Origin of the sequence: Collinsella sp. wc0529 (assembly GCF_046116875.1) — a bacterium.
Taxonomy (GTDB): Bacteria; Actinomycetota; Coriobacteriia; order Coriobacteriales; family Coriobacteriaceae; genus Collinsella.
The window spans coordinates 1155109-1169613 of sequence record NZ_JBJXBO010000001.1; the positions used below are offsets into that span (position 1 = coordinate 1155109).

13 protein-coding genes and 2 tRNA genes are annotated in these 14505 nt (G+C 59.8%); 14 read left to right on the forward strand and 1 reads right to left on the reverse strand.

Going from position 1 to position 14505, the window contains the following annotated elements; all coding sequences use genetic code 11:
- Nucleotides 1–188: 188 nt before the first annotated feature.
- The 12 genes from ACKUTP_RS04940 to ACKUTP_RS04995 all read left to right on the forward strand — a co-directional run bounded on the left by ACKUTP_RS04940 (nucleotide 189) and on the right by ACKUTP_RS04995 (nucleotide 13433).
- Complete coding sequence (locus tag ACKUTP_RS04940; protein ID WP_225093804.1) at nucleotides 189–1019, forward strand: transketolase; 831 nt, start codon at nucleotides 189–191, stop codon at nucleotides 1017–1019.
- A 1-nt stretch (nucleotide 1020) separates the two neighbouring features.
- A complete protein-coding gene (locus tag ACKUTP_RS04945) occupies nucleotides 1021–1962 on the forward strand; it encodes a transketolase family protein (protein WP_117769460.1) in 942 nt (313 codons plus the stop codon).
- A 504-nt stretch (nucleotides 1963–2466) separates the two neighbouring features.
- Nucleotides 2467–3687: a cell division ATP-binding protein FtsE gene (gene ftsE, locus ACKUTP_RS04950; RefSeq protein WP_022094244.1), complete on the forward strand. Its 1221-nt coding sequence runs from the start codon at nucleotides 2467–2469 to the stop codon at nucleotides 3685–3687.
- Nucleotides 3674–4594, forward strand: coding sequence for a permease-like cell division protein FtsX (gene ftsX / locus ACKUTP_RS04955; RefSeq protein ID WP_117769462.1), 921 nt, complete (start codon nucleotides 3674–3676; stop codon nucleotides 4592–4594). Before ftsE ends, ftsX begins: the two co-directional genes overlap by 14 nt.
- Before the next feature lie 135 nt (nucleotides 4595–4729).
- The gene (locus ACKUTP_RS04960) at nucleotides 4730–6865 is read left to right on the forward strand and encodes a ribonuclease R family protein (RefSeq protein ID WP_409063671.1); all 2136 of its coding nucleotides are present in this window, start codon (nucleotides 4730–4732) and stop codon (nucleotides 6863–6865) included.
- A gap of 176 nt (nucleotides 6866–7041) precedes the next feature.
- Nucleotides 7042–7647 (forward strand): recombinase family protein, encoded by a 606-nt coding sequence (locus ACKUTP_RS04965; RefSeq protein ID WP_055310347.1) that lies wholly within the window; start codon nucleotides 7042–7044, stop codon nucleotides 7645–7647.
- 104 nt (nucleotides 7648–7751) lie between these two features.
- A complete protein-coding gene (locus ACKUTP_RS04970; RefSeq protein ID WP_409063672.1) occupies nucleotides 7752–8333 on the forward strand; it encodes a VanZ family protein in 582 nt (193 codons plus the stop codon).
- Nucleotides 8334–8537: 204 nt separating this feature from the next.
- Nucleotides 8538–9389: a MurR/RpiR family transcriptional regulator gene (locus ACKUTP_RS04975; RefSeq protein ID WP_409063673.1), complete on the forward strand. Its 852-nt coding sequence runs from the start codon at nucleotides 8538–8540 to the stop codon at nucleotides 9387–9389.
- 10 nt (nucleotides 9390–9399) lie between these two features.
- Nucleotides 9400–10323 (forward strand): N-acetylmuramic acid 6-phosphate etherase, encoded by a 924-nt coding sequence (gene murQ / locus ACKUTP_RS04980; protein ID WP_138340408.1) that lies wholly within the window; start codon nucleotides 9400–9402, stop codon nucleotides 10321–10323.
- A 57-nt stretch (nucleotides 10324–10380) separates the two neighbouring features.
- Nucleotides 10381–11811: a PTS transporter subunit EIIC gene (locus ACKUTP_RS04985; RefSeq protein ID WP_035137407.1), complete on the forward strand. Its 1431-nt coding sequence runs from the start codon at nucleotides 10381–10383 to the stop codon at nucleotides 11809–11811.
- A 117-nt stretch (nucleotides 11812–11928) separates the two neighbouring features.
- On the forward strand, nucleotides 11929–12981 hold the full coding sequence (locus tag ACKUTP_RS04990; RefSeq protein ID WP_409063674.1) for a MupG family TIM beta-alpha barrel fold protein: 1053 nt from the start codon (nucleotides 11929–11931) through the stop codon (nucleotides 12979–12981).
- Between the two features lie 92 nt (nucleotides 12982–13073).
- The gene (locus ACKUTP_RS04995) at nucleotides 13074–13433 is read left to right on the forward strand and encodes an arsenate reductase family protein (RefSeq protein WP_347479471.1); all 360 of its coding nucleotides are present in this window, start codon (nucleotides 13074–13076) and stop codon (nucleotides 13431–13433) included.
- A gap of 196 nt (nucleotides 13434–13629) precedes the next feature.
- On the opposite strand, the gene ACKUTP_RS05000 is transcribed toward ACKUTP_RS04995, so the two are convergent.
- The gene (locus tag ACKUTP_RS05000; protein ID WP_409063675.1) at nucleotides 13630–14040 is read right to left on the reverse strand and encodes a hypothetical protein; all 411 of its coding nucleotides are present in this window, start codon (nucleotides 14038–14040) and stop codon (nucleotides 13630–13632) included.
- Nucleotides 14041–14316: 276 nt separating this feature from the next.
- Here ACKUTP_RS05000 and ACKUTP_RS05005 point away from each other — a divergent pair.
- Both ACKUTP_RS05005 and ACKUTP_RS05010 read left to right on the forward strand, forming a co-directional pair.
- A tRNA-Gln gene (locus tag ACKUTP_RS05005) sits at nucleotides 14317–14390 on the forward strand.
- Nucleotides 14391–14407: 17 nt separating this feature from the next.
- Nucleotides 14408–14484 (forward strand) — tRNA-Glu (locus ACKUTP_RS05010).
- The last annotated feature ends 21 nt before the right edge of the window (nucleotides 14485–14505 follow it).

A 14505-nucleotide genomic window follows, 5' to 3' on the forward strand; every position in this document is an offset into this window, starting at 1 on the left:
AAAGACGTTCACATTGATAAACCGTTTCATCAGCGGTTCTGCCTGCTAAATTGTTCAAATAATGATAAAAACTCTGGTAAAGCCATCAGTTTCCAGCATAATGAATGACGTACGTGCATTGCGGCTGTGTTGGGATTACCTTTCCGTGCCGTGCGCATTTTGTCTAATGAGGATGAAAGGAAGGCACAATGAGCGACGAAGAGCTCAAAAAGGTTGCCAACGAGGTAAGGAAGGGCATCGTCACCGGCGTGCACGCTGCCAAGTCCGGCCATCCGGGCGGTTCGCTCGGCGCTGCCGACATCATGACCTATCTGTACTTTGAGGAAATGAACGTCGACCCGGCCGATCCCCGCAAGGCCGACCGCGACCGTTTTGTGCTCTCCAAGGGCCATTGCGCTCCGGGCCTGTACGCCGTGCTCGCCGAGCGTGGGTTCTTCCCCAAGGAGGATCTCGAGACGCTGCGCCATATCGGCAGCCACCTGCAAGGTCATCCCAACATGAACGACACCCCGGGCGTCGATATGTCCACCGGCTCGCTCGGCCAGGGCATCTCCGCCGCCGTGGGCATGGCGGTTGCCGCCAAGCACTGGGGCGATACTTACCGCACGTACGCCCTGCTGGGTGATGGCGAGAGCGAGGAGGGCCAGGTCTGGGAGGCAGCCATGTTTGCCGGCAACCATCAGCTCGATAACCTCTGCGTGATCGTCGACCACAACGGCCTGCAGATCGACGGCCCCGTCGAGGAGGTCAACGACCCCATGCCGCTCGCCGACAAGTTCCGCGCCTTTAAGTTCCACGTGGTGGAGCTTGCCGACGGCAACGATTTCGATCAGATCCGCGCCGCCTTTGCCGAGGCCCGCGCCACCAAGGGTCAGCCGACCGCCATCATCGCCGAGACCATGAAGGGCAAGGGCGTTTCCTTTATGGAGAACCAGGTTGGTTGGCACGGCAAGGCCCCCAACGATGAACAGTTTGAGCAGGCCATGGCAGAGCTCACGGCCGCCGGAGAGGAGCTCTAGGATGGCAGACGTCAAAAAAATCGCCACGCGCGTAAGCTACGGCGAGGCCCTCGTCGAGCTCGCCAACGAGCACGATGACTTTGTGGTCCTCGACGCCGACCTGGCCGCCGCCACGCAGACCGGCAAGTTCAAGGCCGCCTGCCCCGATCGTTTCTTCGATGTGGGCATTGCCGAGAGCAACCTGATGGGCGTCGCCGCCGGTATCGCGACCACCGGCCGCGTTGCCTTCGCGAGCACCTTTGCCATGTTTGCCGCCGGCCGCGCCTTTGAGCAGGTCCGTAACTCCATCGGCTACCCGCATCTCAACGTTAAGATCGGTGCCACGCATGCCGGTATCTCGGTGGGCGAGGATGGCGCCACGCACCAGTGCTGCGAGGATATTGCCCTCATGCGCGTCATCCCCGGCATGACTGTGATCGTTCCTGCCGACGACGTCGAGGCCCGCGCCGTAACGCGCGCCGCCTACGAGTGCGACGGTCCGGTGTACATGCGCTTCGCTCGTTTGGCCTCGCCGGTTATCAACGACCCCGAGACCTACAACTTCGAGTTGGGTAAGGGCATTGTCATGCGCGAGGGCGCCGACGTCACCATCATCGCCTGCGGCCTGATGGTCGGCGAGGCTCTCGAGGCCGCCGAGCAGCTCGCTGCCGAGGGCATCGACGCCGAGGTCATCAACATGCACACCATCAAGCCCATCGATGCCGACCTGATCGTCAAGAGCGCCACCAAGACCGGCCACGTCGTGACCGTCGAGGAGCATTCTGTAATCGGTGGCCTGGGCAGCGCCGTTGCCGACGTCCTGTGCGAGCAGTGCCCGACGCCCCTCAAGAAGATCGGCGTCAACGACACCTTTGGCGAGTCCGGCCCGGGTGCCGAGCTCTTGCACAAGTATGGCCTGGACGCCGCCAACATCGTGGCGACCACCAAGGAGTTCTTGGCATAAGGCAAGGCGGATCTCAAGGACTGCTTCGCCAGAACTATGGAAACCCGGCAGGGGCGCTCTCTTGGAGAGCGCCCCTGTTTCAGTTGCGGTGAAATAGGGACTGATTAGACCTTTTAACTGGTAAAACAGTCCCTATTTCACCGCAACTCATGAAGACGCCCCTCAAGCACGGTCCCATCAGGAAAAAGGGCATATATCGACAAAGCGCAATTCAGACCCTTCCAGCTTTGTATATGCAGCACCTCAAGATAAACGCAGCGACCCCTTAGTTATCGCAGGCCGGACACAGGGTTACTCTCCAAATCTTTCCGCAGGACGGAGGAGCCCCCGCCGCACGTAGTGCGCAGCGGGGGCTCCGACATGTCCGAGGACGATTTGGAGAGTAACCCTGTGCACGGCCGACGGGATCCCTAAGCACGCCATGCTTCTTATGTGCAGCAAAGCTAATGCTGCTAAAATACAAAGCGCTCATGTAGTTTAAACGCACGACGATAAGGAGCACCAGTGGGTAACCACTTCCGTACCTCCGGTGCGGGCGATGATGCCCCCAAGACGCAGGCAGGCGTCCAGGGCAGTCGTTTCGCCACTCCGGATTCAGAGGGCCAGCCTGTTGCTCAGGCCCCCGCTCAGCCGGCAGATCAGGCACAGCCGGCATCCGATCCCTTTGCCTACAATCCAACCAGCGATGTCGCGCTTTCCGGCACGGCGGGTTTTGAGCCCGTTCAGGCCGTGACCGCTCGCGTGGAGCAGCCTCAGGCTGGTGCCGCCACGCCGCAGCCTACCATGGCCGGCATTCCCGACCCCTTGGCCCCTGCGACGCCGGCTCCTCAGCCTGCGCAGTCCGGTCTCTTTGCCGCTATTCCCGACCCCACGCAGCCTGCTGCCCCGGTGGTCGAGAGCGATCAGGCAGCCGAGGTCGCAAGCCTCGATAACGCGCTCAACAACCCCGATTTTACGTCGGTGTTTGCGCCCATCGATCCGCAGGCCAGCCGCAAGAAGATGGCCAAGCAGGCCGGTGTCGAGCCCGTCATCCTTATGGAGCATGTCACCAAGATCTATCCGGCACAGCCTAACAAGCCTGCACTCGACGACATCAACATCGAGATCTATCCGGGCGAGTTCGTCTTCCTGGTCGGTCACTCCGGCTCGGGTAAGACCACGCTGCTGTCGACGCTCAACCGCGACGTCAAGCCGACGAGCGGCCGCATCCTGGTTGCCGGTCAGGACCTCATGAAGATCAAGAACCGTAAGGTTCCGTTCCTGCGCCGCCAGATTGGCGCCGTGTTCCAGGACTTTAAGCTTCTGCCGCAAAAGACCGCCTACGAAAACGTGGCGTTTGCCCTGCAGTGCATCGGCAAGCCCAAGGGCGTCATTCGCAGCCAGGTGCCCGAGGTGCTGCGTCTGGTCGGTCTGGCCGATCAGATGGACTCGCTGCCCGACCAGCTTTCCGGTGGCGAGCAGCAGCGCGTTGCCGTCGCCCGTGCTATGGTCAACCGTCCGCCGCTGCTGATCTGCGACGAGCCCACGGGCAACCTCGACCCGGCGATCTCGCTGGGCATCATGAAGCTGCTTGAGCGTATTAACCGCACCGGCACCACCGTGATCGTCGCCACGCACGACCGCGAGATGGTCGATAGCATGCACCGTCGCGTGATCGCCCTCGAGGGCGGCCACGTCATCCGCGACCAGGAGAGGGGAGGTTACGGCAACTATGGCACCAACTAACGTGGGCTACTCCTTCAAAGAGGCAATCAGCCACTTCTTCCGTAACTGGACTACCTCGCTCGGCGCCGTCATCACGATCTTCCTTTCGCTGTTTATCATCGGCCTGTTCATCATGGGCTCTGCGATGCTGAACTCCGTGATCGGCACCGTCGAGGATCAGGTTGTCATCAACGCGTTCATTAGTGATGACGCCGATCAGGCCGATGTTCAGGCTTTTGAGGCCGAGCTTAAGACGTGGAATAACGTCAAGTCCGTGACCTATAAGGACAAGGACGACGCGCTGGCCGAGTATACGAGCAAGATGTCGGGCAACGCCGACGCCACCATGAGCGCGCTCGATGGGCAGAACCCGCTGCCGGCTTCCTTCGCTATTGAGATGGACGATCCGTCCAAGGTCGAGAGCACGGCAAAGAAGCTCAAGAAGGATGCCGATTTCCAGAAGATCGCGGATGACGGCGACGTCAACGCGAGCGTGCTGTACGGCCAGGAGGAAGTGAGCCGCCTGTTCCAGGTGACCAACTACATCCGCATCGCCGCCGTGGTGCTCGTTGGTCTTCTGACCTTTATCGCATTCATCTTCATCAACAACACGATTCGCCTGTCCATCACGGCGCGTCGTCGTGAGATTGCGATTATGCGTCTGGTCGGCGCCAGCAACGGCTTCATTCGTGGCCCGTTTATCACCGAGGGCGTGCTGCAGGCCATTTTGGGCTCGCTGCTTTCCATCGGCGTTCTGGAGCTGCTGCGCAATCTGATGATCCCGCGTCTGCAGGAGAGCATCGGCTGGATGTCGTTTGCCCTGCCGATGCAGTACTACCTGGTGACCTATGCTGCGCTGATTCTGGTCGGCGTGATTATCGGTCTCTTTGGTTCTGCCATCGCCATGCGCCGCTACCTGCGCGTGTAGGCATGCTTGGAATTCATCCCTTCCAACGGGTCGTCTCTTATGGGGCGGCCCGTTTTTTGATCCCTAGGGGACGGCAGGAAAGCGAATCATTTGGGTAGACTCTTTGGAGTTCGCAATCGATAGTTAGGAGGCGCCATGGGGCGCAATAACAAGCATAAGCGTGGAGCTCGCAATCAGCGCGGGCCGGTGCGCAGCGAACGCCGTCCGAGCCTGACCGGGCGCGTGCAGCTCCATGAGCATAGCGCCTACGTTGTAACCGAAAACGGCGACTACAAGGTCATGGGCCGCGGCAAGCGCGAGATCATGGATGGCGATACCGTTGCCGTGAGCATTAAGAACAGCCCGCACGGTGAGCGGCGCGCCGTGATCGAAAGCGTGGTTGAGCGTGCAGCCATAAGCGTGGTGGGCACGTACCAGACCGCCGGTCCGCTCGGTGTGATCGAGCCGCTCGATTCGCGTCTGAAGGCTGACTTCTTTATTTTGCCCGAGGACACTTCGGCGGAGCGCCTGGGCGTGCGCCCTGGCGATGTCGTCGTCGCGCGCATTTTGACCTACCCGACGCGCCTGGAATCGGGTACCGTGACGATCGAACGCCGCATTGGCGGAGATGACGCGCCCGATTTGGGCGTTCAATATGTGATGGCGCGTTACGGCTATACCGATAGCTATCCCGAGGCCGCGCTGGACGAGGCCGAGGGGCTTTCGCTCGATGTGTCCGCGGCGCTTAAGGACCCGCTCCGCCGCGATCTGCGCGACCGCTTTGTCATCACGATCGACCCGGTCGACGCGCGCGACTTTGACGATGCCATTTCGTTGGAGCGCACGCCCGAGGGTGGCTACAAGCTGGGTGTGCATATCGCCGACGTTTCACACTATGTGGCTTGGGACGGGCATATCGATCTTGAGGCTCGCCATCGTACGACATCGGTGTATCTGGCCGATCGCGTGCTTCCCATGCTGCCCGAACGCCTGTCCTGTGACCTGTGCTCGCTTCGCCCTGACGAGGACCGTCTTGCGTTTACCGTCGATATCGAGCTCGATGCGCAGGGTCGCGTGCGGCATTACGATCCGTATCCCAGCGTGATTCGCTCGCGTGTGCGTATGGACTATGACGGCGCCGAGGCGCTGCTGGTGCGTGCCGGCGCGGTTGAGTATTCGGTGCTGGAGGGTGCGGCCGAGGATGTTGCGGCTGCCGAGACCTCGCGCGAGGAAGCGCTTGAGCGCGGTCTTGCGTGCGAGGAGGCCGCCCGCGGCTACAACATCGACCTCGGCGATTTCCTTGTTGCCGCTAACGAACTCGCCGAACTTCGCCGTCGTATTCGTCGCGCCCGCGGCTCAGTCGATTTTGACACAGCCGAGATTCGCGCTCTATTGGATGAGGGCGGAGTGCCCGTGCAGATTGTGGCGCGTGAGCGTTCGTGTGCCACGTCGCTTATCGAGGAAGCCATGCTGCTCGCCAACGAGTGCGTTGCAGAGTGGCTGGCAGACCGTGATATCGAGGCCTGCTATCGTGTGCATGAGGATCCGAGCCCCGATAGCCTGCACGGTGCCGCCGTTGCGCTGGCGCAGCTAGGCATCATCGACGATCGCCGTGCTGCCGGTATTGCCCTGGGGAGCCCCGATGAGCTGCAGGCTGCAGTTGATGCTGCCGCCGGTACGGCCAACGCACCGCTCGTCAACACGCTGCTTCTGCGCAGCATGCAGCGCGCGCTGTACAAGCCGCGCAACGAGGGCCACTTTGCGCTCGCCGCGCCGTGCTACTGTCACTTTACGAGTCCCATCCGTCGCTACCCCGATTTGGTGGTGCACCGCGTGCTCAAACTGCAGTTGGCCTATGAGCGGCTCGGCGGCAAGGACGCCTTGGTCCGTACGCCGCGGCTGATCGGCAAGGGGCGCGAGTCGCTGCCGCGCATTCTGCCGCAGATCTGCCGCGCATGCAGCGATGCCGAGCGCGCGGCAGATGCCGCCAGCCATGCGACGCAAAAGATCAAGATTGCCCAGTACTATGAGGACCGTCTGGGCGAGCGCTATGCCGGAACCGTCTCGTGGGTTAGCAGCATGGGCCTTTTTGTGCGCTTGGACCTAACGCAGGTCGAAGGCTTGGTTTCGATCAAGAGTCTGGGCAACGAGTGGTTCGAGTTCGACGAGGACGCGCTCACGCTCACAGGTGCCGACACGGGCACCCGTTACGAGCTGGGGCAGCGCGTGATTATCGAGGTCTCGCGCGTCAATACCACGCGTGGGCACTTGGACTTTAAGCTTATCCATTAGCCAAATCCCGACTCATGGTGGGGGAGCGGAGGGCGGCCTTTCGGGACCGCCCTTCGCATTTGAATCGTGGCTACCTTGCCGTCTGCTCGGCCGCCCGCTTTCCTGCTATTTGGGAGGTAAAACCTACCAAAATAAACCTGTCCCTTTTGGCAGGTTTACAAGAAAGCGGGGATGAGATGGCGACGGTGTACGGGTATGCGCGGGTGAGTTCGCGCGATCAGAATCTGAATCGGCAGCTGGATGCGCTGGGCGCCTATGGCGTGGGCTCAGCGAATATTTATGCCGACCATGCGAGCGGCAAGGACTTCGATCGACCGCGTTATCGCGAGCTGCTGCACGTCCTGGGAGACGGGGACGTGCTGGTGGTGCTTTCTATCGACCGACTTGGTCGTAATTACTCCGAGATTCTTGAGGAATGGCGACGCATCACCAAGGAGCTCGGGGTTGCCATTGTGGTGTTGGACATGCCATTGCTTGACACGCGCGCTAGGGCCAGCGGCGCGCCGGATGTGACCAACACCCTGATTGCCGATATTGTGCTGCAACTGCTGAGCTACGTGGCGCAGGTGGAGCGCGAGAATATCCATCGGCGCCAGGCGGAGGGGATTGCAGCGGCGCGGGCGCGAGGGGTTCGTTTCGGTCGACCTCGCAAGCCGTGCCCTCCTCAGTTTGAGCTGGTGCGCGATAGCTATGAGGCAGGCGATATTACCCGCAGCCAGGCAGCAAAGTGCCTGGGCGTGTGCGTGGGGACGTTCGATCGCTGGATGCGCGAGGCGGGGTAGGGGTTTGCGTCGCTTTGTCGCTTCCTGTTGCGATTCAAATTTTGATACGGTGACGATGCCATTTGGGGCTACACTCGCTGATATTCAAAAAAGGAGGTTGGCCCTTGGCGCGCGTAAAACAAATAATCGGATGGACCGCGATCGTTCTGTTCGTTGCAACGCTGGCGGGCATCTGGGTGCTGACGGAGCAAAATGCGGTGGAGACGTCGTTGCTGAGCGAGTCCACCGCGCGTGTGGTGGAGGGTCAGGCTACGGGCGTTCAGGCTGCCGATGCCACGGGTGAAGCCCAGACAGAGAACGGAATGACCGGGGGCGCCGATTCGGCTGCCTCGAATGTCCGGTCTGGCCGACTTGCTTCCATTCGCATGTGGGTGGGCACAAACGTCCGTCGCGTTGCCCATACCGTAGAGTTTTTCTTCGTCGGATTGTTCGCCTCGGTGGTCGTGGTTTGCTTTTCCAGGCGTCCGTGGAGCGTATGCTCCCGTTGCGTGCCTGTATTGCTCTTTTGCGCCGCCTGCTCCGTTGGCGATCAGGTACATAAGACCTTTGTTCCCGGCAGGCATTTCGACGTTATCGATTTAGGATTCGATGCTGCGGGCTATGTCACCGCCATGCTGTTGGTATTGCTGGCGGCGGCGTTAGTGCGCCATGCGACTCGGCCGATCGGCGCCCATGCGAGGCGCTAGCCGGTAACAAACCCGTTTCTGATAATGCGACCTTGTTGAATTATTTTGTGTCGCGCGTATTTCCGAGCGGTCGGATTTGAGGGGCGAGCGGTAGAACGCTCGCCCTTTGTGCGCCACGATGCGGCACAATGTACCGCAAAAGCTGTTTGTATCCGGTACGAATCGTTCGTTGGTCTTTAATTCTTCTCAACGGAGGTGTTTGAGATGGCAAACGGATTGCTTTTGCGGCTTCGCGAGCGTGAGCTCAGCGCGAGCCCGGCGGAACGCAATGTCATCGCATATGTAAGCGCTCATCCGCACGAGGTGGTCGGGCTGTCCGTCCGCGGTCTTGTCGATGTCACGTTCTCCTCGCCCTCGAGCATTTTGCGCTTTTGCAAGCGTTTGGGTTTTGCGGGCTACAAGGAGTTCCAGCGCGAACTGATTGCCGAGCTGGCGCTCTTAGGTGACAAGAAAGACATAGCCCTCGAGGACATCTCCATGGATGACAGCGTCGAACGTATCGTGGGGAAGGTGATGAAAAGCAACGTGCGCACAATCGAGGCGACGGCGCGAACGCTCGATTACACCGTCTTGGAGCGATGCGCGGCCCGTCTTAAGCGGGCACGCGCGGTCAATCTGTTCGGTATTGGTGCCTCTCGTTTGGTCGCGCACGACCTGGCGCAAAAGCTCATGCGTGTCGACAAAGAGTGCCATCTGTACGACGACTGGCATGATCAGCTCTTATGTGCCAAGAACATGCATGAGGGCGATATGGCAATCGCCTTTAGCTACTCGGGCTTGACGCAAGAGGTGCTGGACTGCACCGCCGAGGCTCAACGTCACAACTGTCCCGTTGTGGCCGTTACCAAAGTAGATGGATCATCCAAGCTTGCCACCATGGCCGATGCCGTGCTCGGCGTCGCTGCGAGTGAACCCTTGGTCCGCAGCGGTGCCATGGCTTCGCGTATGGCCCAGCTTATGGTTGTCGATGCCCTGTACGCTGCTTACGTTGCCAGCGACTACGAACGGGCGACGCATGTCATAAAGCAAAACTACATCGAGAAACAGGAAAGATGAGGTGAATGAAATGCTCGATTTAACAAAATTCACGACCGAACAGCGTAATCAAAGGTCAATGGACCTCGATACGATGACATCGCTGCAAATCGTCACGACGATGAACGATGAGGATCTTCGTGCCGTCCAGTCGGTCACGAAAGTGTTGCCCCAGGTTGCCATGGCAATCGACTGGGCTGCTGAGACACTCGAGCGCGGCGGGCGCGTCTTTTACATGGGCGCAGGCACCAGCGGTCGTCTGGGCGTACTCGACGCTTCGGAGTGTCCGCCCACGTTTGGCGTGTCACCCGATCTGATTGTCGGGCTCATTGCCGGAGGCGAGACGGCGTTTATCAAGGCTGTCGAAGGTGCCGAAGACAGCGAGGAGCTTGGCGCGAGCGACCTGCGGGAGCGTGGACTCTCGGACAAGGATCTTGTCGTTGGCCTGGCGGCAAGCGGCCGTACTCCTTATGTGGTGGGCGGCCTTGCGTACGCCAAGGCAACTGGGTGCAAGACCATTGCAATTGCCTGCAACCAAGGGTCGAAGATCGGGGAGAGCGCAGATCTTGCCATTGAGCCCGTGCCCGGTCCCGAGGTGCTGACCGGCTCAACGAGGCTCAAGGCGGGAACGGTTCAAAAGCTCATTCTCAACATGATTTCGACCGGTGCCATGGTCAAGATCGGCAAGGTATACCAAAACCTGATGGTCGATGTGCAGCAGACGAACGAGAAGTTGGTGGTGCGCGGCCAGAACATCGTGATGGAGGCGACCGGCTGCACGCGCGAGCGCGCTGTTCAGGCGCTTGCGGATGCCGGCGGCCACGTAAAAACCGCTATTGTCTCGGTGCTGTTGGACTGCGATGCCGAGCAGGCTGCGGTAGCTCTTGAACGGGCGCACGGCCATGTCCGTACTGCGGTGAGTGGCCATGAGAAGAGCAATGCCGATGTCCAATAGGTGCACGGCGTGAGCTGATATGACATCTAGACGAGATACCCAATACAAGGAGGAGTTATGACGAACAAAGAGCTGGCTCAAAAGCTGCTGGACCTTTTGGGCGGTAAAGACAACGTGCTCGCAAACGCGGCGTGCATGACGCGCCTGCGCGTGACCGTCAAAGACACGGGCAACGTCGACACGGAGGGTATTAAGGCGCTCGACGGCGTGATGGGCCTGGTCGAGGACGACACGATGCAGATCGTGCTGGGTCCGGGCAAGGTGAATAAGGTGCTCGAGGAGTTCTCCAAGCTCACCGGCCTTGCGAAAGGCGTTGCCGACGAGAGCGTGGTTGACGCTGCGGCCACAAACAAGGCCGCGCAGAAAGCCAAGTACGAGTCCAAGCCGGTTCAGGCCTTCCTCAAGAAGATTTCCAATGTCTTCGTCGCCCTGCTTCCCGGCATCATTGCGGCTGGCCTCATCAACGGTATCTGCAACGTCATTAACGTCTCGACGGCAGGCGCGCTTGCAGGCGAGTGGTGGTACCAGGGCATTCGTTCCATGGGCTGGGCCCTGTTCGCCTATCTGCCCATCTTGGTGGGTTATAACGCGGCACGTGAGTTTGGTGGCTCCGCTGCGCTGGGCGGCATCGCCGGCATGATGTGCATCGCCAACAGTGCCATGCCCCTGCTTGCGCCTGGCGCGGCTGATCCTGCCACTGCCATTCTGCTGCCGCTCACCAATGCGCAGTACAACCCCGCAGCGGGCGGCATGATCGCGGCTCTCATCGCTGGCGCATTTTTTGCCTGGATGGAGCGTCAGATTCGCAAGGTTATGCCCAACGCACTCGACACGTTCTTGTCCCCGCTGCTGGTGCTCATCATCGGCGCCTTTGCTCTGATGCTCGTCATCCAGCCGGTTGGTGCATGGCTGACGACTGCCATCTTTAGCGTTTTGACCTTTATCTTCGAGAAGCTGGGCGTCCTGGGCGGCTATATCCTGTCGGCAGGCTTCTTGCCGCTGGTGTCCGTCGGCCTGCATCAGGCGCTCACGCCGATCCACGCTATGCTCAACGATCCCGACGGCGCTACCAAGGGTATCAATTACCTGCTTCCCATCCTTATGATGGCTGGCGGCGGCCAGGTCGGTGCCGGTTTGGCGCTGTACTTTAAGACCAAGAACGCCAAGCTCAAGAAGTACGTCGCAGAGTCCATTCCCGTTGGAATCCTGGGTGTGGGCGAGCCTCTGATGTATGCTGTTACGCTGCCGCTCGTTCGTCCGTTTGTGACGGCCTGCCTGGGTGCCGGATTTGGCGGCGCGCTCGCGGCGCTGCTTCACATCGGCACGGTTTCTCAGGGCGTTTCCGGTCTGTTTGGCCTGCTGATCGTCGTTCCTGGCCAGCAGCTCGGCTACGTTGCCGCTATGCTGCTTGCCTATGCCGCCGGCTTTGTCCTGACGTGGTTCTTCGGTGTCGACGAGCAGAAGATCAACGAGTTCTTTGGCGAGTAGTTTGATATCGCGAGCCGTGTTGCTCGGGGTTCGCGGCGCGCGGCAGATTTCTTGATGTTATGGTTGTGCCGGCGGGGCTAGCTGCTCCGCCGGCCTTTTTTAAAGGAGCGTTGAAGCGTGAAAACGGGTATTTCGATTTATCTTTCCAGCCCTCTGCAGGATATTGAGCGGACGATTGAACATGGTGCCGCGGCGGGTGCGCGCTATGCGTTCACCTCGCTGCATATTCCCGAGGATGGGGGAGCGGCGCATGCCGATAAGGTCCGTCATGTGCTGTCGCTGCTTTCCGCCCGCGGCATTGCGCTCATTGCCGATGTGGGGCCTCGCACGTGCGATTTGCTCGGGCTTGAGCGCATCGAGGACCTGCGCGATCTGGGGTTGGAATACCTTCGTTTGGACTATGGCTTTAGCGCCCAGCGGGTCGCGGAGCTGTCCGGTGTATTTCACATTGTGGTCAATGCATCGACGGTGAGTTCTGATGAAATCGCATCGTGGCGTGAGGCCGGTGCCGATGTGACTCGTTTTGCCGCCTGCCACAATTTTTACCCCAAGCCTTATACCGGTTTAGCTCTTGAAGATGTTGCTCGGACGAATCTTCGTCTTGCGGCGCTTGGATTCGAAATCATGGCTTTTGTGCCGGGTGATGCTAACGTTCGCGGGCCGGTATTCGAGGGACTGCCGACGGTCGAGGCGCAGCGCGGTCGCGCGTCAAAGGTCGCTCTCAATATGCTTGAGCTTGCACATGGCGCCGATTGCGACATTGTGTTGGTCGGCGACCCCGATCTATCCGATGCGGGCTGGGCGCAGTTTGCTCAAGTTTCCGCCGGATACGTGGACCTGCAATGCGAGCTTGAGCCCGGTTATGCCTATGTGCGCGGGCAGATTCATCACGACCGGCCCGACTCGAGCGTCCTCATCTTTAGGTCTCAGGAGTCACGTACGACGCATAAGCCGGATTCCGTGCCGACGGATGCCGGAGCCGGCCTGCCGCGAAAGGCGGGGTCGATCGCTGTGAGCAATAGCGGATATGGGCGCTACGAAGGCGAGCTTGAGATTGCGCGGGTCGATCTTCCCGGTGACGAGCGCATGAACGTTGCGGGCCATATCACGCCCGAGGCAATGGAGCTGTTGCCGTTCATCAAACGCGGATTCGGGGTACGGTTCGTTTAGCGTGTGACCCGTGGGCTACAATTGCCTCATCATGCGAAGGCGCCTCGTATGGTGTGTACCTGCGTTGGCCGATCTACATTCGGAGGATTCCCATGACCGTACTGTTTGTTGAATATCCCAAATGCTCGACGTGTAAAAAGGCCAAGGCCTGGTTGGACGAACATGGGGTTGAGTATATCGACCGCGATATCGTTACGGACAATCCCACGGCCGATGAACTTGCGACCTGGATTGCTCGTTCGGGGCTGCCGGTGCGACGCTTCTTTAACTCGTCGGGCATGAAATATCGAGAGCTGGGCCTGAAGGCTCGCCTGGATGCAGGTATGACGGACCAGGAATGCTGCGAGCTGCTGGCGACTGACGGCATGCTTGTTAAGCGTCCGCTACTGGTGGGCGATGACTTTGCGATTCCTGGCTTCAAAGAAGCGGCTTGGACCGAGGCGTTGCTGTAGCGGCTGCGGAAAGTGCGACCCGGAATTCGCTTCCAGAATGGGATGCACTTTCCCAAAGTGGCCGGTTGCGGAAAGCACGTCCCATTCGGAGCTTCGATTGTGGGACACGGTTTCCGGTTGAGGGCTCGACGGGAAAGTGGGGACCAGTTCGAGCTTGAAATCTGGGACGCACTTTCCGCCGGCGGGCCTGCCCCAGTCAGTCCGCCAGCTGTGCCCATTCGTGCGGATCGTAGACCTTTACGTGTTTGTTGGGCTTGCCGCTCCAGTACTCCTCGTCCATAAAGGGCAGATATGCCTGAACGCCGGGGCAGATAAAGGGAATCCGCTGCTGTTGCAGTCGCTCGCGCTGGCGCTGCTCCAGGTGCGCCTCGGATATGACGGTCGGCATACCGGACAACTCGACGAGGCTTGCCTGGATTCGCTTAAGGTCGGGGAGTCCCGCGTGCCATGACATCCGCATGATCAAAAAGGATGCACGGAGGTATTTTGCCTGCACCACAGTAATGGCGGGGCGTAACGTGGGGTGAATTTTGTCCCGTTCGGGCCAAAGGTCGGCAGTGATCTCGAGGCCCAGGGTCTCCCATAGGTAATCAAGCTCTTCGTCCATGGTGCCTCGATATCTACGCGATCATTGATACTTCGATTGTGTTGCCTGGTGCTATCGTTTTCACGGTAGAATCTGCCAACGGTTGACGGCTACCGCTCGCGGCGTTTTGCCCTTCGTGTACAGCGGTTGGCTTCACAGGTCCTTCACGGGTTGGACTAAATTAGGCCAATTTGACTGAATTTCAAAAAAGTCAAAATTGGGGCTTGCGTCACGGCGAGACTTCCCGTATATTTCTTTCTTGCGCAAAGGCACAGCCGAGCGCAGCGATGCAGTCATTGGGATGTCGTCTAATGGCAGGACAGCGGATTCTGGTTCCGTCAATGGGGGTTCGACTCCCTCCATCCCAGCCATTGCATTTGCTACATATGGCCCGTTCGTCTAGCGGTTTAGGACGCCGCCCTCTCAAGGCGGAGATCACCAGTTCGAATCTGGTACGGGCTACCAAAATTGAACGCCCGGGCCTCG